The sequence below is a fragment of the Streptomyces flavusporus genome, assembly GCF_046267975.1.
Classification (GTDB): domain Bacteria; phylum Actinomycetota; class Actinomycetes; order Streptomycetales; family Streptomycetaceae; genus Streptomyces; species Streptomyces flavusporus.
Genome location: NZ_CP176503.1, coordinates 8,370,170 through 8,387,879, shown reverse-complemented (window position 1 = coordinate 8,387,879; position 17,710 = coordinate 8,370,170). Strand labels below are relative to the sequence as shown.

The window sequence follows — 17,710 nt, the reverse complement described above, 5'->3', positions numbered from 1 at the left end:
CCAACCCGCACCAGCACCCGAACCCCACCACAGGACCTAACAAAGCCCTACTAGTGCTGCTCCGCGTTAGTTCGTGGAGGGTGGTGTGGTCCAGGCGGTGGGGTCGTTGAGGTAGAGACCGCAGGCACAGTCGAGCGCTTCTTCGGGTGAGCCGAATGGCAGGCCGGTAGGCAGGAAGTTGTCTTGGTATTTGCCGCTGCTGGCGAGGTAGATGGCAAAGCCCCAGGTGTGTAGGACGCCGGTGAAGCGCAGACGGCACAGTGGCAGCGGTTCCTCCGTGCCCGGCATTTCGCCTGCCACGTAGGCGAATCCGGTCCGAAAACGGACCTGGACGCCCGAGAGCTGGGGCCAGCGTTCCCGCGCGCGGTCGCGCAGGCGGACGCGGAGGTTGTGCTGCATGGATTCGGGCGGGTTCTTCGGCACGGTCCCCATCCTGCCCGGCAACGATCGCGCTGCGCCATGATCACCAGTCATGGGCGGGAAGAGACAGGCAGTGTCGGTGGTGCTGGACGAGGCGTTACGAGCGCGGCTGACAAGCCTTGCCGGCTCCACGCGCGGGCAAGTGCGGGAGGTGCTGCGGGCGAAGATTGTGCTCGCTGCCGCTGCGGGGGCGTCCAACGCGGCGATCGCCCGCACGCTGGGAGTCAGCGTGAACACCGTCCGCAAGTGGCGAGGGAGGTTCACCGCCGTTGGGATGGAGGGACTCAAAGACGCTCCACGCCCAGGACGGCCCCGCCTTTACGACAGCCGGGTGCGGCTGGCCGTGGTGGCTTCCGCGACCAGTGCACCGCCCCACCCGGAGTCGACATGGACGCACCGGACCATCGCCACCCTGGTCGCGGACACCACGTCCGCCCGTATCTCCCCGTCCCAGGTCGGCCGGATCCTGGCCGGCCTGGACCTCAAGCCGCACAAAGTCCGCGGCTGGCTCACCCGCCGCGACAATCCCCAGTTCTGGGAACGGGCCGCCGATATCTGCAATCTCTACCTCAACCCGCCGAAGGACGCGGTGGTGCTGTCCATCGACGAGAAGACCGCCATCGCCGCCCGCTCCCGCAAGCACCCCGGCCGTCCCGCCGGACCCGGCCGGCCGTCCCGCCAGGAATTTGAGTACATCCGCCACGGCACCGTCTCGATCAGCGCCGCGCTCAACGTGCGCACCGGCGAGGTCCTCACTCAGCCCATCGCCCGCAACAACGCAGTGACCTTCATCGACTTCCTGCAGATGCTCGAGCGGACCATCAACCCGTGCCACGCCATCCACGTCGTGCTGGACAACGGCGCCTCCCACATCGCACGGACAACCAAGGCATGGCTGGCCGACCACCCCCGCTGGCACGTGCACTGGACCCCGCCGCACGCCTCCTGGCTCAACCAGATCGTGCGACACGAAAGCCGCTTGAGAAGAGCGGACTCACCGAAGGAGGATCGACTGATGTCGAAGGTGTAGCTCCCGAGCCAGTGCACAGGGCTCGTTCCCGCCTCAGCGTGCGTCGTGAGTAATCGCGGGGTGCGAAGCCTGGGGAAATGCCCAAGGATCCTCGTTCCATCCGGGGGTTACAGGCTGGGAAATGCCGGACGGGTGAATGCGAATGAACCCTTGATGATGCCTCGTCATGAGCACTCTCGCCGATGGGTCGTTTCAGCGAGAGATAGGGACTGGCCGCTGGAAATCGGCAGGCGCCGACTGGGGAAATCTGGCCAGTCGGGAGTGCACCGCCGTCCCCGGGGTGCAGAGGGCCCCCTCACCGGCAGCATCTCTCTCATGCGGAACGTGACAACCCCGATGGAGTCCAGGCAATGCAATTCTGACCTGGTAAGCCAACCGCAAGGAAGGCCCAACTCTCCAGCGGGCGCAGGAAGACCCAGCAAGCGAATGCCGGTCGCCGAAAGGCAACAGGAAACCGGGAACCATGCGCTGACACCTCCGTCGGTGGTCCCCGCATAACTGGCCGGATAGGGGCCGACGTCCCGGCCTGAAAGGGCGCTGACGTGGGTCTGGTGAGCCCGTGAAGAAACGATGACCAAAGACACCTGAACCGAAGGGCAAGTTGGACGCCGTGACGACACACGTGGCTGGGGCGGCGCAAGCCGCTGCGACCGCAGCCGGCATGGCGAACGGACCGGAGGACGAGATCACCGACTGGCCGTCGATCGACTGGCGGACCGTCGAGGACGACGTACGGCGTCTGCGGCAACGCATCTTCACGGCATCGCAGGCAGGAGACCTGGCCAAGGTCAGGAATCTGCAGAAGTTGATGCTCCGCTCCCGCGCCAACACACTCGCGAGTGTGCGGCGGGTCACGGAAGTCAACGCTGGCCGCAAGACGGCGGGCATCGACGGGAAAGTCGTCCTGCTGCCCCAGGGAAAGGCCGAGTTGGCCGACTGGGTCCAGCATGGCGCGGCCCCGTGGAAGCCCAAGCCCGTCAAGCGGGTGTATATAGCCAAGGCGAATGGGAAGCAGCGCCCACTTGGAATTCCTGTGATCGCCGACAGATGCCTTCAAGCTCTGACGCTGAATGCACTGGAGCCCGAGTGGGAGGCACGGCTGGAACCGAAGGTCTACGGTTTCCGTCCAGGCCGTGGCTGTCATGACGCGATCGTTGCCATCCACACGACGGCGAGCGGCAAGAACGCCAAACGCTTGTGGGTGCTCGACGCGGACTTGAAAGCGGCATTCGACCGAATCGACCACGATCACCTGCTCGCGTCATTGGGCTCCTTTCCCGGGAGGGGAATGATCGCCGGATGGCTGAAGGCGGGTGTGGTCGAGAAAGGTTGGTTCACCCCCACGGTGGAGGGAACTCCCCAGGGCGGGGTGATCAGTCCCGCGTTGTTGAACATCGCCTTGCACGGCATGGGAAAGGCTGCTGGAGTCCGCTACCAGAATCTCGGCAGTGATGCCACGATTCTGGCGCGCGATTCTCCGGTTCTGGTCGTCTACGCCGACGACCTTCTCGCCCTGTGTCATTCTCGGGAACAGGCCGAGCAGGTCAAGGCGCGGCTGACTGTGTGGCTCGCGCCCCGGGGCCTGGCCTTCAACGAGGACAAGACGCGCATTGTCCACCTCGATGAGGGCTGCGACTTCCTGGGGTTCAACATCCGACGCTACCGCAGCAAGCTGCTGACCAAACCGAGCAACGCGGCCTTGCGGCGGATCCGGGAACGGCTTGCCGCCGAGGTGCTGGCCCTGCGAGGGGCCAACGCCGACGCGGTGATCGCCAAGCTCAACCCGATCATCAAGGGCTGGGCTGCCTACTACCGGATCGGGGTGTCCAAGCGGGCGTTCAACTCGCTGGACGCCTACGTGTGGAGACTGGTCTACAAGTGGGCCAAGTTCTCCCACCCGAACAAGCCGATGCGCTGGGTGACTGCCCGGTACTTCGCCATGTTCAACCCGTTCAGGCAGGACACATGGGTATTCGGGGACCGCACCAGCGGTTTCTACCTCTACAAGTTCGCCTGGACGCCGATCGTCCGGCACCGGATGGTGCCAGGGAGGGCGTCAACCGACGATCCCGCCCTGGCCGACTTCTGGGCCAAGCGGTGCCGCCGCGGCAAACTCCCGCTGGGCAAGGGCACCTTGCATCTGTTGCAGATGCAAGACGGCCGATGTCCGCTCTGCGGAGGGCTGCTGCTGCACGCCGACCACGAGCCGCAAACTCCCGACCAGTGGGAGCAGTGGCTCAAGGTCACCCGCATCGCGATCCGCAAACACGCGGTCACCGCCGAAGCGGGCAACGGCAAGCCGGACAAACCCGCCGCCTCACGCCTGATACACACCCACTGCCGGCGTCGGCTGGCCACTGGCCCCGGCCGGTGACCAGCACTTCTGTTCGCCCGCGAGCCCAAGGGGCTTGCTTGAGCCGGTTGCCTGGAAAGCGGGCACGGCCGGTTCTGAGGGGGGACCGCTGCAGCAATGCAGCGGTCCTACCCGACGAACTGTTCTTCTCAGCCCTGACCCGCCGGGTCCTACGGCACGGCGACTTCCCCAGCCGCGACGACCTCATCGACAAAATGGACGCCTACGTGATCGCGCACAACACCACCGCCAAGCCCTACCGCTGGACCTACGACGCCAGGCCACTCAAAGCCGCATGACACCTCCACGAACTAACGCGGAGCAGCACTAGTAGGGCTTTGTTAGGTCCTGTGGTGGGGTTCGGGTGCTGGTGCGGGTTGGCCGCATATCGAGCAGGCGCCGGTCCAGGTGGCCAGGAGGGCCTGGAGTTCGCGGAGGACCGCGTAGAGGGTCAGGCCGGCGCAGGGGCTTTTGGGTCGAGCCTGAGCATGGTGCAGAAGGCCTGGGCGAGGGACGCGAGGGTGACGTGGCGGTGCCAGCCGAGGTAGTTGCGGCCCTCGAAGTGGTCCAGGCCCAGACCGTCCTTGAGCTCGCGGTAGTCGTGCTCAACTCGCCATCGGATCTTGGCGATTCGTACCAGTTCGCGCAGTGGGGTGTCGGCGGGAAGCGTCGAGAGCCAGTAGTCGGTTGGCTCGGCGGAGTCGGGTGGCCACTCGACGAGCAGCCAGCAGTCGGGCAGGGAGCCGTCGGCGGCGCGGCGGATGGTGCGGTTGGCCGGTCGGACCCGCAGGGCCAGGAACTGCGAGCGCATCTCGGCGTTCGGGTTGCGTCTGGTGGCCTTGCTGCCCTGGCGCCAGGTGACGGTGCGGGTGGCCGCTCGGCCGACGGCCAGGGCCAGGGCGCGCAGGGTGGTGTGCGGTTGGGGGTAGGCGGACACGGGAGGGCGGCCCTGCCCGGAGTACGGCGGGCGTTGGGGTGTGGCATTGCCGGGGTGCGCGGTCGTGGTGGCTTTGACCGCGACCGCGTAGGTCAGGCCGCGCTCGGTCAGGCCCTCGCGAAAGCCGGTGGCGTCGCCGTATCCGGCGTCGGCGGCGACCGGAAGGTCGGGCAACTCCCAGTTGTCGCGCACCTCGTCGAGCATGTCCAGCGCCAGGCGCCACTTCTCCCGGTGCCGCTCGGTGTCCGGGATTCCCGCCTTGGCGCGGCGGCGCCGGATCGCCTCGGCCATCAGCGCGTCCTCGCCGTACTTGGTGTCGTCCCAGCTCTCGGGCAGGAACAGGCGCCAGTCGACAGCCGATGACGCACGGTCACTGACCAGGTTCACACTGACGCCGACCTGGCAGTTGCCGCGCTTACCCAGGGCGCCGCAGTACATCCGCGCCACCCCCGGTGAGTCGTAGCCGTCCTTGGGGAAGCCGACATCATCGATCGCGTACGCCTCGGGAGAAATGTGCGCGGCAGCCCAACGGGCCAGCCGCTCACGGACCTTGGAGTAGTCCCAGGTGGACGATGAGACGAACTGCTGCAGCTGCTGGTGGTCCACGCCCAGGCGCTCGGCCATCGGCTGCATGGACTTGCGCTTGCCGTCCAGCATCAGCCCGCGCAGATACAGCTCGCCCTTGGCCCGCTGGTCCCGACGCGCCAGCGAACCGAGCATCTCCGCCGCGAACGCCTCCAGGCGCGGGCGGACCGTCTCCATCTCCTCAGGTGTCACACCTGACAGAACATCACAATCTACCTGACGATGATCAATCGGGGTACCTAACAAAGCCCTACTAGGGCGACGACCTCGCCTCGCCGAACTTCCTGTAGGTTCCGCGCCCGAATGAACAATGCGGGTACTTCCTGAACACTGCTTGAACAGTGGTTGGGAGTGCGCCGCTGAGCATTTCGCAATCATGCCCACTCCGACGGGGTGCATGCGGAGCAGCGTGAATTTCTACCGGTGAGGGTGAAGTCCGGTGATCGGTGGGGGTGCTCGGGGTTCGACTGCTTGATCGTATGGGCCAGTTGCTCGTGATCAGCGCGGGCTGAGCGCGAAGGTGCGCGATGGTCGCAATACGTAGGCGTGGTGCCGCAGGAGCGGCGGCGTGGATCCGGTACGGCGAGGATGGGCCTTGTCCCCGAGTGGTGGACACCTCTGAGCCCGGCCCCGGCAGGGGCCGGGTAGGAGGGATCTCTTATGGTGATGAAGGTCTACTCGCCGGAGTTCAAGGCGGACGCTGTCGCGCTGTACCTGTCGGACCCGAGCCACACCTTCGAGGGCATCGGCAAGGATCTGGGGATCAGCCGGGAGACGCTGCGCAACTGGGTCCGGGCCGAGCGGGCCCGCCATGGCGGGGGCAGCACGACGAGCACGAGCACGGAGAAGAACACGGTGGATTCCCCGCCGACGGCCGAGGAGCTTCAGGCCGAGAACGAGGCCCTGCGCCGGGAACTGGCGGCGGTGCGCAAGGAGAACCAGAAACTGGCTACCGAGCGCGACATCCTGCGCAAGGCGACGAAGTTTTTCGCGCAAGAGATGACCTGGTGAACCGCTTCCAGTTCATTGAGGACCACCACCGCGCCTGGGGCGTGAAGCGGTTGTGTGCCGTGCTGGAGGTGGCCCGCTCCAGCTTCTACAAGTGGCGGGCCGGCCGCGAGGCCCGCGCCGCGCGCGAGCGGGCCGATGCCGCGCTTGCCGGGCGGATCCGGACCGTGCATGCCGAGTGGGACGGTACCTGGGGCCGCCCCCGGATCACCGCCGAGCTGCGCGACCAGGGCGAGCGCGTGAACCACAAGCGCGTCGGGCGGGTGATGCGGAAGTTCGGTATCGCCGGGCTGCGGCTGCGCAAGCGCCAGGTCACCACCGTGCCCGAACCGTCCGCCACGCCGGTGCCAGACCTGTTCCGGCGCGACTTCACCGCAAGCATGCCGAACACCAAGTACGTCGGGGACATCACGTACTTGCCGGTGGGCGACGGCGAATTCCTGTATCTGGCGACGGTGATCGACTGCTTCTCGCGCCGCCTGGTGGGCTGGTCGATCGCCGACCACATGCGCACCGAGCTGGTCGCCGACGCGCTCCGGGCCGCCGCCGCGACCCGCGGCAGCCTGGCCGGCGCCGTCTTCCACAGTGATCACGGAGCCCAGTACACCTCTCGCGAATTCGCCGACGTCTGCGCCGAGTTGGGGGTGCGGCAGTCGATGGGCGCAGTCGGCACGAGCGCGGACAACGCCCTCGCCGAGTCGTTCAACGCGGCCCTCAAACGCGAGACGCTCCGTGGCACCCGCCGCTTCGACGGGGTCCGTGCCTGCCGCCTGGCGGTCTTCCGCTGGACCACGCGCTACAACACCCGCCGACGGCACTCGGCGAACGGACAGCAGGCGCCGATCGCCTACGAGCAGCAGTCAGCTACCCTGACATTTGCCGCATAACGACACGAACAGGTGTCCACTCCTCGGGGACAAGGCCCGATGAGGTGCGGGAGGTGTCGTTCGAGCAGCTTGGGCAGCGGCATTTCGAGGGTTCGGTTCCGTGGCGGGCGATGCGGTCGAGACGTGGGCAGGCGCATCTGCCGGGCAGTTACTGGTCGTCGACGATGGGTGGCCAGGTGATCTTCGAGAGTCAGTTGGAGCTTGCCCAGCTGCTTCTGGCGGACTTCGACCCGGATGTGATTGGGATTCGGGCGCAGCCGTGTTGGATGCGGCACCGGGTGAAGGAGCGGGTGCGTCGGCATGTCCCGGACTTCCTGCTCACGCTGCGCAGCGGCTTGGTGCGGGTGGTGAATGTGAAGCCGGCCGACCGGGCGAAGGATGCGAAGGTTCGTGAGGCGCTCGCGTGGCCGGGGGAGCTGTTCACCGCGCACGGGTGGCTGTATGAGGTCTGAGATGTGAATCCGCCGTTCCGTAGGCAGGGGTGACCGTCACCCGGCAGCAACGGAGAAGCGGGGTGGGCGACAGTCAGTTGGCAGGTTCGGTTGTGACGTTCAGGCCGAGCTCTTCGAGCTGGGCGATCAGTCGGCGGGCACGGTGTTCGGGCGAGTAGCGCCGGCTGATCCAGTCCGCTCCGAGTTCCCGAAAGGGCACCCGGTCGCGGACGATGTGCCAGTAGGCGACGATGATGTCGTGCCGGGTGGCGCCGATCGCCTTGTAGCGTCCGGCCCGGCCTCGGATCTGCGCATGGTGGGCAGCGAGGTAGGTGCCCTTGGTGCGGGCCGCGCCCCAAGCCGCCTCGGTCAGGGCCTGCTTGAGCCAGCGGGAGCCGGGCCGGGTGCGTCCCGAGCGGCGCTTTCCGCCGGAGGCATTGTTGCCGGGGCAAACCCCGGCCCATGAGGCGAGGTGTCCGGAGGTCGGGAAGATGCCCATGTCCAGGCCGATCTCGGCGATGAGGACCTGGACGGTCTTGGGCCCGACACCGGGAATCGTGCACAGCAGGTCCAGCATCGGCTGATGCGGCTCCAGCCGTCGGGCGATCTCGGTGTCCAGCTCGGTGATCGCGGCATCAAGGGTGTCCAGGTTGGCCAGCAGCCGGCGGGCGAGCACCCCGTGGTGTTCGACGCGGAAACGGTGCCCGAGTGCCTCCTCCAGCCTCTCCCGCTTGGACCGCAGGCGGCCCTTGACCAGCGAGGCCAGGACCTTCGGATCGCGTTCCCCGGCCACCAGCGCGTCCAGGATCGCCCGGGCGGACTTCGAGTACGCCTGGGAGGCCACCGAGGTGAGCTTGATCCCGGCGTCCTGCAGCACCTTCTCCAGCCGCTGGATCATCCGGCTGCGTTCCTGGGTGACCGCCGTGCGCGACCGGGTCAGGTCCCGCAGGTCCCGCATCTCACACGGCGGGACGAACGAGGGCCGCACCAGGCCGTGTTCGAGCAGCTGGGCAATCCAGACGGAATCGGCCACGTCCGTCTTGCGACCCGGTACGTTGTGCATGTGCTGGGCGTTGAGCAACCAGCAGGTGAACCGCTCCTCCAGCGCGCTGAACACCGGCTTCCAGTACACCCCCGTCGCTTCCATGCCGACGAGCTCGACCCGCTCGACCAGCAGCCAGTCGCTCAACTCGGCCAGCCCGCGCTGGGTCGTGGGATACGTTCGCGTCTCCTGACCCCGGCTGTTCCTGCGCTTGCCCGGCCAGCGGACCGTGGCCACCACCGTGTCGCGGTGCACGTCCAGGCCCGCACAGCGGGCCACCACCACATCCATCCCGGCCTCCCCTCGCACGCGGCATCGCTGGCGGACGCCGCCCGAAGGGGCCTACCGGTTCGAAGAGTCTGAGATTCGCGCTCGTGGCAGCAGTCAGAAGTTCCTCAAGCCCCAGCGTCATACTTTTTTCCGGACTCGCAGTACCACACGGCACCGACGTCTGCCGGGCGACGCCCCCTCGATGATCGCCCACCCTGCGGGACCCACGCACCAGCGCACGGCAGCAACCCCAGCGGCGCGTGAGAGCACCAGCCACCGAGGCGCATTCTCATCGCGCGCCGGTGCGGGCCCGCAGGGCCCCCATGGATACTTTTTTCAGGATCTCGATCGTCTGCTGCTGTTCACGCACCTCCTTGCGCAGTTGCTTCAGCTCCTCGCGCTCGGCGCTGGTTAGCTCGCCGGACTCGTCCTCGCCCTGGTCCGCCTTTGCCCGGCGGTACCAGGCGCGCAGGGACTCGGAGCTGATGCCGAGTTCCCGGGCGACGGCGGTGACCGTCCTGCCCGACGAGTCAACGCGCGCGATCGCGTCCCGCTTGAACTCCTCGGTGTACCGCTTCGTGTACTTGCTTCCCACCTGGTGCTACTTCCTCTGGAACCTCAAGATCCCAGTCTCCAGATGTCCACGATCAAGGGGAAGCTTCAGCCAGTCGGTTCACACAGGCATCCTCGCACCGAAGCGCACGGCCCGGCAATCGAGCCCCGCCCGGGACTCACTCCGAGGGGCCGACGCCGCTAGCGCCGCCGCTGGCCACAGACTCGCTCACGACGAGCGCCAGCTTCGCCGCGGTCCGCTGCTCCATCATGTCGCGGGGGGAAATGTCGAGCCCGTGACCACGAACCCTGGAAACCACCTTGATCGACATGATGCTCTCTCCTCCGAGGGCGAAGAAGTCGTCGTTGACCCCCACCAACGGTCGGTCGAGAACCTCCGCGAACACCGTGCAGAGGATCTGCTCCACGGGAGTACGCGGGGCGCGGTAGGCGCTGTCGAGCGATCCGGGATCGGGGAGGGCCGATCGGTCGAGTTTCCCGTTCGGGGTCATCGGCAATCGATCGAGCTTCACGTACAGCGGCGGCACCATGAATTCCGGCAGGTGCCGGCCCAGGAACTGCCGCAGCTCGCCGCCCCACGCCTCGCGCCGTTCGCCGCCGGTCGCCGTCTCGTCCGCATGCGGCTCGCCCACGGGGTCGGAACCGACCACATACGCAACCAACTGCCTGCTACTCACCGACCCGGCGACATCGCGCACCACGACCACGGCGTGAGCTACCGCGGGATGCCGCATGAGAGCCGATTCGATCTCGCCCAACTCGATCCGATACCCGCGGACTTTCTCCTGCGTGTCCACGCGACCGACGAATTCGAGATCTCCTCCGGCGTTCCAACGGACCAGGTCTCCCGTGCGATACATCCGCTCGCCCGGCGCTCCGAACGGACAGGCGACGAAACGGCTCGCCGTCATGGCGGGACGCCCCAGATAGCCCCGGGCCAGACCTGCTCCCGCCACGTACAACTCGCCGACGACTCCGACGGGAACCGGCTGGATTCGCTCGTCCAGAACGTACACGCGACTGTTCTGAATCGGAAGACCGATAGACGGCGGGCGGCCGTCGGCCAGATGCGCGCACATGGTCGGCATGACCGTGGTCTCCGTCGGACCGTACGCGTTGGCCATCTGCCGATGCGGAGCCCAAGCGGTGACCAGCTCCGGCGAGATCGGTTCGCCCGCGACGATGAGACAGGAGACGCTCGGCAGCGAGCCGAGCGGCAGCGCCGCGAGCACGGAAGGCGTCAGCAGGACGTGGGTGACCGCGGCCGCACTGATCGTATCGACCAACGGCTGTCCGGGTTCGAGCCGTTCCTGCGTGTCGACGACGAAGGTGGCCCCGGAGAACAGCGCCATACACAGTTCCCATATCGACGAATCGAAACTCGGCGAGTTGAACTGCAGCACTCTGGACTCCGGCGTGACGCTCAGCCGCTCGATTTGCGCCGCCAGCAGGCTGGCCAGTCCCCGATGAGTGACCGCCACTCCCTTGGGCGTACCGGTTGATCCCGACGTGTAGATGAGGTAGGCCGTGTGTGCCATCGTCAGTGGCGCCAGCCGATCGGTGTCCGTCACAGCGGTCGTCTCACAGTGCGTGAGTGCGGTGATCAGCGCGGGGTCGTCCAGCCGCAGGACGGGCGTCGACCGACCAGCCCCGTGTGCGGCCGTCGCGGATTCGGCGATGATGACGTGCGCGCCCGAATCCTTCAGCATGAAGTCGATGCGCTCCGCCGGATACGCGGGGTCCACGGGCATGTAGACGCCGCCCGCCTTCGCGACCGCCAGCGCCGCCGTCCAGAGGTCGGGAGAGCGCGTCACCATCACGGCGACGACCACTTCGGTGCGCACACCATGCTCGATCAGGAGACGGGCCAGCCGGTTGGACCGGGCGTCGAGATCGCGATAGCTGATCGTCTCATCACGGAACACGATGGCGGGGGCATCCGGACTCGTCATGACACGTCGTCCGAAGAGTTCGGGAATCGTGCCGGGGTTCACCTGCGCGCGCGTCTGATTCACAAGATCGAGCACCTGATGCCGCTCGGCCGGGTCGATGACGTCGACGGAGTTCACGGCCACGGTCGGATCGCCGGCTGCGATCGTGGCCGCGCGCACGAGACACCGCACCAGCCGGCGCGCGGTGTCCGCGTCGAACACGTCCGTGGCGTAGACGATGTCCACGCGAAGGCTCGCCCCGTCACGGGGCGAGACGACGATCCGCGCGTCGAACGGCGCGGTTCCCGGCCGCTGCGGAGCGGGTCCCACCGAGCGGCCGTCGCGACTGTCGGCCCCGCCGTGCCAATCGAACCCCACCTGTGTCAGCGGAAGATGGGCCGTCGGTGGATCGACGACCAGAACCGAGACCACGTCGTCCAGCGCCATACCCCGGTGCTGTCGGGCCGCCTGGACCCGGTCGTGCACCGCGCGGAGCAACTCCCCGAACGAGATGTCGCCGGGCATGTCAGCGCGCAGTATCCAGCGGTCATCGCTCGATCCGCCCTCCATGCCCGAACACGCCTCGGCGCCGCGCACGTTCCGTGCGCCGATCGTCACCGTCGTCTGCCCGGTGAGGCGCCGAAGCGTCATCGCCCATGCGGACAGCAGGACGACGGCCGGGGAGACCCCCTGCGCAGCGGCCAGCGCCTCGACTCGGCCCCGAACGTCGGCGGTGAGTTCCACACCGACGACCCCGACGTCGAGGCTCCGATGTGGCGGGCGCGGTCGATCCATCGGCAAGGGCAGGGGCTGAGGCACGTCGGCCAACTCCTTCGCCCAGTAGGCGGCGTGCCCGGCGGAGGACCCCTGCTTCGGCGGCACGGGCCCTCGTGCCTCACTGGCGCTCACGACAGAACCCACCCCTTCACACCGCGGCCACTCCTCGGGCGCGGCCGACTGAGAGGCCACCGGTGGTCAGACTTCACGTCGCGGAGGGCGCGTGAAGGACGGCCTCTGGGAGAAGAAGTTCAGCCGCTCCTGAACATCACGGAAGTTCGCTTGCGTCACTTCGCCGGTGATCGAGAGGAGTAGCTGGTCCGAGGACTTCGGGCCGTCCAGATAGCCGTCGAGAGGTCCCGCGACCGCCGCGGGACGATCGTGTGTCTTCGAGCGCGTCGGGTCCGCGGACGCCGCACTGTCCCGCATCTTCTGCACGGTCCTGACCGCGTCGGGCGCCCCCGTCAAGGACTTCGTCTGCGTCCCGCCGAGATTGTTCCGCGGAAGGTGCAGGTGCATGTCTCGCCACGAGAAGATGAAGACGCGCAGATCGGCGACGTGACGCCTCAGCCGGGCAACGCCGCTCCCATCGGGGGCGGTGTCCTCCAGAGCCATGACCTGCTGCGCGAACTGTTCATACAGATCTGTGAACAGGTGGAATCGCATGGCGACGGAATGGCTGCCACTCGTCATCCCCAGATTCTCGCGGATCTGGTGGTAATCGAACGTGCTCAGATTGTCCACGATCGGCGGCAACGACGCCTCGATCGCGGGATACAACGACGCGGCGCCGTCGAGCAGTTCGAGCGCGCGCGCGTCATCGCCGTCGCGCAGCGCCTTGGTCGCCAATTCGAGCCGATCGTTGATCTCCCTGACCAAGAGCTCGGGAATCTGATGCAATGCGCGGAACTGCGTGAAGTAGGTGTCGCCGACCAGATGATGTTCATGGACGGCATGACGCAGATGGGAGGAGGCGAGCGCTGCCTCCAGCGCCTCTGCGGGCTGGGGGTGAACCGCGCGAGCCAGATTCGTGGCCCACACGCGCGCGTCGTGATTCACGACGCGCACGCAGTGAAGAATCGCGTACGCGCTGTCGGTCAACGATGCCTCAGAGATGGCGGTCCTGACGTCCAGCTCCCCCCGGTCGACGAACTCGGCCAAGGAGCCGTCGAACGACTCCAGCGCCCTCGTGAACTCGGCGAACGCAGGCGTGTCCTGGAGTGGCCATCGCGGCGCGGTCACTGGCCAGTTGCTGCTGATGCGCAAGGCGTCGCCGCTCAACCGCACCAGCAGCCGATGGAAGCTCCGGGTCCACAGCAGCTTGATCGCACACGCATCGACATCACCCGATGCCAGATCTGCGCCGGCGCGCGTGAGGAGATCGGCCACGTTGTACATGGCGATCTCCGATGACTGATAGAGCCCGATGAGCAACGCCTCGGGTGTGGCGCCCGGAACCGTCATGGTCGCACGAGCCGCCTCGATGGCGCCGATGCTCTGCAACTCGTGATAGTTCTCCGCTATGACGCCGCGGTCATTCTTGATCTTGCCCGACTCCATCAGATCATCTGACATCTGAAATCCTCCTCATAGACGACGAACTGCAACGCACGAGAAGACCGCGCTTTGCAGGGTTGAGAACTATCTGACGGCACGTCATGCCCGACGCACCGGCGCCTCGTCCACGACATCGCGAAGCGACCGCGGCCTCATATCCGTCCACTCACGTTCGATGAAAGCGAGGCACGGTTCCCTCCCGTCCGACCCGAAGACGCGCTTCCATCCCGTCGGCCTGTCGGCGAAGGCCGGCCATAGTGAGTACTGCCCCTCGTTGTTGACCAGGACAAGGAATTGCGCCTCGTCATCTTCGAACGGATTGCTGCTCATCGTCTACCCCCTGCCATCCCTGATCCTCTCGGCCAAGAACGACAGAACGGCCGCTTTCGCACCTGGATCGAGCACCAAGCCGTCTCGGTCCGTCGAGATCTCGACGACTTCCTCCGAGCGGCTTCCCACCCAATCCGCCACCGGATGCGACTTCGAAATCAATTGGAGTACATCCCCGCCCCAATGCGGCCACTGAGCATTATGAGCGGCAATCAGATAGACCAGCCAGTCGGAGAACCATTCAGCGAAGATCCCGACATCCCTGGCGATGCCGGGGCCCTCTCCGTCGGGGCGCTGTTGCGCACCGATCGACGTCATCGAGTCGTGGATCTCCCGGGCGATCTCGCGAGGCTGAGCGAGCAGTTCGTCATCGGAGAGTGCGCGTGTCACACCGTCGGCGACGTCGGCGCCCACCATCTGGGCGATACGTCGCAGGGCTGTCCCCCACTGCTCTCGGATCGCCTCGCCCGTCGACGGCTCACCGTCCAGGACCACGAGGGGCACCTCGTAGTGAGGTGACGAAAGCCTCGCCGCCACCTCCTGCGCGATCGACCCGGCCATGCAGTAGGTCACGACCGCCGCCACCTCGGAACCCGCGTAGGTGTGCGGTTCGATGAGCGCGGACGCGTAGCCTGCGGCGTCGAAGGCGCGGACATAGGGCGGTCTCAGGATCTCGACCACCCGGAACCCGTGGTCCTCCAAGCGAAGCGCGGTCAACGGCGGCTCGGACCTCAAGCCCACGTAGTCGACGACGAGGATGGTCCGTCGACCGGTGAGCGTGCGTTCTTGATTGTCGTGCATCGACGTCACCGAGGGCCCTTCGCGTCGCTGACGAGCCGGGTCAACGCCGTGATGTAGGCACTCGTCATCGCCTTGAGGTCCTCGTTCGTCCACCAGTGAGCGCTGGCCGAGCCTTCCACCCGCATCGCACCGCGGCTCGCCTCGTGAACGACTTCGATCAGGAGGGGCAGACTCGTCGCGTCCACAATGCGTGTTTCATCGATCCAGACCTCCGGGCGCTTCTCGAACTCGACGTAATTAAAGGCGCCGTCGAAAAGCGCATGCCCGGCCATTTCCCTGATCTTCAGATACGGGAAGTTCCCGAAGGTGGTGATCTGGCGTTCGGCCTCGAAGACCCGCCGCACCAGTTCCGTACCCGTGGCGTCCACACGACAGTGCAGCGGAAGCAGGTTCAGGAAGAGTCCCACCATCCGCTCCGCCCCGAGCACGGGTGGGCGCCCGTTGATGACCACCCCCGTCGACGGGGCATCCACGGCATGGATTTCACCCCACGCCACGAGGTGGGCGGCCAGTGTGAAGCTCTTGACGGGAAGTCCCGTATGCGCCGCGGCGCGCACGAGGTCGGTTACAACCTCGGGGTCGACGTCAGCGCGAGTACGCACCGTTTCGCCGCCGACAGGCCGCGGGCGTGTCCGGGGCAGGGACTCGGCATAGGCCGACCAGAACTTATGGGCATCGGGCGAGGTCAGGGCCTCCCGCTCGCGTCGGACCAGCTCATCCATGCCGGCCACGGCGGGCGGCAGAGCCGGGACCGCTCCCCGCAGTATCGACGCATAGCCGGACATGAGCTCCGAGGCGAACACCGTCTCGCTCCAGCCATCCATGATGGCGTGGTGGAATCCGTAGGTGAGCCAGAACGAGCTGTCATCCGGCACTGAGACGCAGACTCGGAGAAGCGGCGCTATGGTCAACGCGAATTCCTGGCCGGCGCACGCGACATCGTCGGTGAGATCGACTTCGTGCTGGCCGGTCCGTGCGTCGTGCACGTGGACGGGGATCGTCGTCGACGCCTCCGTTACGCGCATCACCTCGTCGTAGTCGGTCAGATTGAATCCGGTCCGCAAAGTTTCGTGCCGGGCCGTGAGGATGTCGAGCGCGGAGCGCAGAGCGGTCTCATCGAACGGAAGCCGGACGCGATGGGACACTACGTCCAGGTACACCGCACCCGGTCGCAGTTCGGACTCGAAGAGGAGGCCCTGCTGCAAGAGGCTGGCCGGACCGATCTGCGGTCCCTCCGCCACCGGCTCGGCCGCAATGGCCGGCGCCGAGGAGGCCGAATCTCCGTCGGGCGCATCCTCGACTGCTGACACCACCTGGCTGAGCTCCCTGATCGTCGGGCTTCCGAGCATGTCGACGAGGGTGGTCACGATCCCGCGCGACTCGGCATCGACGATGGCTCGAACCGCGAGCATGGAGTTACCGCCCAGAGCAAAAAAGTTGTCGTCGAGCCCGATCGACCCCGTCTCGAGGACGTCGGCCCATACCTGAGACAGGACACGCTGAATGTCCGTCAGACTGAGGTCGACGGCGCCATTGGATTCAGGGTTCATATCCATCCTTCGTCACTGCATCCGCAGGGGAAGCTTCGAATACCCACTTAGCAGGTTCGAGTAAATGGGGAGCGGTTCGCCGGCCAGTTCCATCTCGCGCACTTCCTCTCGCATCGTCCGCAGCAGGGCCGCCACCTCGATCTTCGCCAGATAGGCACCGATACAGAAGTGCGGACCATGGGACAACGTCACGTGGCGGTTGGGCGCCCGCGTCACGTCGAAGTTCGCGGGATCGCTGAACTCGGCCTCATCGAAATTGGCCGATGACAGCCAGGCGATGATGAGGTCGCCCTCGGCCATCTCACGCCCGCCCAGCGTCACCGACGCGCCGGCCGTACGCCCCACGTGCATGACCGGTGTGCTCCACCGGAGCACTTCGTTGACCGCCGCGTCGATGGGCGTCCCTGACTTCAACAGCGTCCATTGATCGGGACGACGGACGAGCTCCAGGACCCCGCTGATCATGGCGAGTCGCGTCGTCTCATCTCCGCCGAGGATCAGACTGTAGCAGTTGTAGATGATCTCCTCAGGCCGCAGATTCTGGCCGTCGATGGTCCCGTCGATAAGCACATCCATCAACGGAGACCTTGAGGACGACGGCTGACGAGAGCAGTCGGCAACGAAGCGGGTGAAGTAGAGCAGGATTTCGCTCTTGGAACGCATGGTTTCCTCGGCCGTGTGCTCCTCAGTATCCGAGCTGAGGGCCGAACTCGCGTGGCGCAGGATGAACGCCCGGTCCGATGCTGGAATGCCGAACAGATCGCAGATGGCCATGAGCGGGATATGGGCCGCCACGTCATGCGCGAACTCGCACGACCCGTCGGCGACCGCTCGACGGATCAGGTCGCGGGTGTTGGCCCGGACACGGTCGGCCGTCTGACTCAGGGCCTCGGGCGTGAGCGCCCTCCACAGCAGCTTGCGAATCGCGGCATGGCGCGGACCGTCCGAGACCGCGAGCATCTGCTGGGCCGCCGTATCACCACCCGCGAGCAGCGTGTTGAGCACGTTTCCCCGGCCGGACGTGAACACATCGGCCGATCTGCATACCTGCACGACGTCGGCGTATCTGGTCACATTCCAGAATCCCGGAACGCCATCGCGGGCAGGCTGCCACGCCACCGGGTCATGCCGCCGGAGCTGCCGAAGGTGGTCGTGCGCGGCTGTACCCGCGTGGAATCCTGGATCGGCGAGGTCCGCTGCCGGCTCTACGGGCGTGGTGAAGGTCATG

Annotated in this window: 15 protein-coding genes; 5 read left to right on the top strand and 10 right to left on the bottom strand. The window is 66.6% G+C overall.

Annotated elements, in window-relative coordinates; genetic code table 11:
* Positions 1 to 66: 66 nt before the first annotated feature.
* Positions 67 to 423 carry a hypothetical protein gene (locus ACKTSN_RS39525; RefSeq protein WP_409473463.1) on the bottom strand — a complete coding sequence of 119 codons (357 nt, stop codon included), beginning with the start codon at positions 421 to 423 and terminating at the stop codon, positions 67 to 69.
* A gap of 49 nt (positions 424 to 472) precedes the next feature.
* Here ACKTSN_RS39525 and ACKTSN_RS39520 point away from each other — a divergent pair, with 49 nt between their 5' ends.
* The 3 genes from ACKTSN_RS39520 (at position 473) to ACKTSN_RS39510 (ending at position 4,102) form a co-directional block, all read left to right on the top strand.
* On the top strand, positions 473 to 1,450 hold the full coding sequence (locus ACKTSN_RS39520; RefSeq protein WP_409473462.1) for an IS630 family transposase: 978 nt from the start codon (positions 473 to 475) through the stop codon (positions 1,448 to 1,450).
* A 661-nt stretch (positions 1,451 to 2,111) separates the two neighbouring features.
* Entirely contained in the window at positions 2,112 to 3,824 is a 1,713-nt protein-coding gene (gene ltrA, locus ACKTSN_RS39515; protein WP_409467920.1) for a group II intron reverse transcriptase/maturase, read from the top strand.
* Positions 3,825 to 3,862: 38 nt separating this feature from the next.
* Positions 3,863 to 4,102 carry a hypothetical protein gene (locus tag ACKTSN_RS39510; RefSeq protein ID WP_409473461.1) on the top strand — a complete coding sequence of 80 codons (240 nt, stop codon included), beginning with the start codon at positions 3,863 to 3,865 and terminating at the stop codon, positions 4,100 to 4,102.
* A 152-nt stretch (positions 4,103 to 4,254) separates the two neighbouring features.
* On the opposite strand, the gene ACKTSN_RS39505 is transcribed toward ACKTSN_RS39510, so the two are convergent.
* The gene (locus ACKTSN_RS39505; RefSeq protein WP_409467247.1) at positions 4,255 to 5,517 is read right to left on the bottom strand and encodes an IS701 family transposase; all 1,263 of its coding nucleotides are present in this window, start codon (positions 5,515 to 5,517) and stop codon (positions 4,255 to 4,257) included.
* Positions 5,518 to 5,985: 468 nt separating this feature from the next.
* Between ACKTSN_RS39505 and ACKTSN_RS39500 the strand changes: the two genes are divergently transcribed.
* Both ACKTSN_RS39500 and ACKTSN_RS39495 read left to right on the top strand, forming a co-directional pair.
* Positions 5,986 to 7,220 (top strand): IS3 family transposase gene (locus ACKTSN_RS39500; protein WP_409473460.1). Its coding sequence is split into 2 segments (ribosomal slippage): positions 5,986 to 6,322 and positions 6,322 to 7,220, totalling 1,236 coding nucleotides; the frame shifts between segments, so codons are not numbered across the junction.
* Between the two features lie 53 nt (positions 7,221 to 7,273).
* Entirely contained in the window at positions 7,274 to 7,672 is a 399-nt protein-coding gene (locus tag ACKTSN_RS39495) for a TnsA-like heteromeric transposase endonuclease subunit (protein ID WP_409473459.1), read from the top strand.
* A gap of 73 nt (positions 7,673 to 7,745) precedes the next feature.
* Here ACKTSN_RS39495 and ACKTSN_RS39490 read toward each other — a convergent pair whose 3' ends face one another.
* The 8 genes from ACKTSN_RS39490 to ACKTSN_RS39455 all read right to left on the bottom strand — a co-directional run bounded on the left by ACKTSN_RS39490 (position 7,746) and on the right by ACKTSN_RS39455 (position 17,709).
* Entirely contained in the window at positions 7,746 to 8,984 is a 1,239-nt protein-coding gene (locus tag ACKTSN_RS39490; RefSeq protein ID WP_409473440.1) for an IS110 family transposase, read from the bottom strand.
* A 268-nt stretch (positions 8,985 to 9,252) separates the two neighbouring features.
* Positions 9,253 to 9,558 carry a transposase gene (locus ACKTSN_RS39485; protein WP_409473441.1) on the bottom strand — a complete coding sequence of 102 codons (306 nt, stop codon included), beginning with the start codon at positions 9,556 to 9,558 and terminating at the stop codon, positions 9,253 to 9,255.
* Positions 9,559 to 9,694: 136 nt separating this feature from the next.
* On the bottom strand, positions 9,695 to 12,349 hold the full coding sequence (locus tag ACKTSN_RS39480) for a non-ribosomal peptide synthetase (protein ID WP_409475032.1): 2,655 nt from the start codon (positions 12,347 to 12,349) through the stop codon (positions 9,695 to 9,697).
* 93 nt (positions 12,350 to 12,442) lie between these two features.
* Positions 12,443 to 13,819 (bottom strand): hypothetical protein, encoded by a 1,377-nt coding sequence (locus tag ACKTSN_RS39475; protein ID WP_409473458.1) that lies wholly within the window; start codon positions 13,817 to 13,819, stop codon positions 12,443 to 12,445.
* An 81-nt stretch (positions 13,820 to 13,900) separates the two neighbouring features.
* Positions 13,901 to 14,131 carry an MbtH family protein gene (locus ACKTSN_RS39470; RefSeq protein ID WP_409473457.1) on the bottom strand — a complete coding sequence of 77 codons (231 nt, stop codon included), beginning with the start codon at positions 14,129 to 14,131 and terminating at the stop codon, positions 13,901 to 13,903.
* Positions 14,132 to 14,134: 3 nt separating this feature from the next.
* Positions 14,135 to 14,941: a hypothetical protein gene (locus ACKTSN_RS39465; protein WP_409473456.1), complete on the bottom strand. Its 807-nt coding sequence runs from the start codon at positions 14,939 to 14,941 to the stop codon at positions 14,135 to 14,137.
* Positions 14,938 to 16,482 carry a condensation domain-containing protein gene (locus ACKTSN_RS39460; protein ID WP_409473455.1) on the bottom strand — a complete coding sequence of 515 codons (1,545 nt, stop codon included), beginning with the start codon at positions 16,480 to 16,482 and terminating at the stop codon, positions 14,938 to 14,940. Before ACKTSN_RS39460 ends, ACKTSN_RS39465 begins: the two co-directional genes overlap by 4 nt.
* Before the next feature lie 12 nt (positions 16,483 to 16,494).
* A complete protein-coding gene (locus ACKTSN_RS39455; protein ID WP_409473454.1) occupies positions 16,495 to 17,709 on the bottom strand; it encodes a cytochrome P450 in 1,215 nt (404 codons plus the stop codon).
* Between the last annotated feature and the right edge of the window lies 1 nt (position 17,710).

Coding starts and splice junctions, on each gene's coding strand:
- ACKTSN_RS39490 (WP_409473440.1), bottom strand. CDS start 8,984: ATGGATGTGGTGGTGGCCCGCTGTGCGGGCCTGGACGTGCACCGCGAC.
- ACKTSN_RS39455 (WP_409473454.1), bottom strand. CDS start 17,709: ATGACCTTCACCACGCCCGTAGAGCCGGCAGCGGACCTCGCCGATCCA.
- ACKTSN_RS39470 (WP_409473457.1), bottom strand. CDS start 14,131: ATGAGCAGCAATCCGTTCGAAGATGACGAGGCGCAATTCCTTGTCCTG.
- ltrA (WP_409467920.1), top strand. CDS start 2,112: ATGGCGAACGGACCGGAGGACGAGATCACCGACTGGCCGTCGATCGAC.
- ACKTSN_RS39475 (WP_409473458.1), bottom strand. CDS start 13,819: ATGTCAGATGATCTGATGGAGTCGGGCAAGATCAAGAATGACCGCGGC.
- ACKTSN_RS39460 (WP_409473455.1), bottom strand. CDS start 16,482: ATGAACCCTGAATCCAATGGCGCCGTCGACCTCAGTCTGACGGACATT.
- ACKTSN_RS39520 (WP_409473462.1), top strand. CDS start 473: ATGGGCGGGAAGAGACAGGCAGTGTCGGTGGTGCTGGACGAGGCGTTA.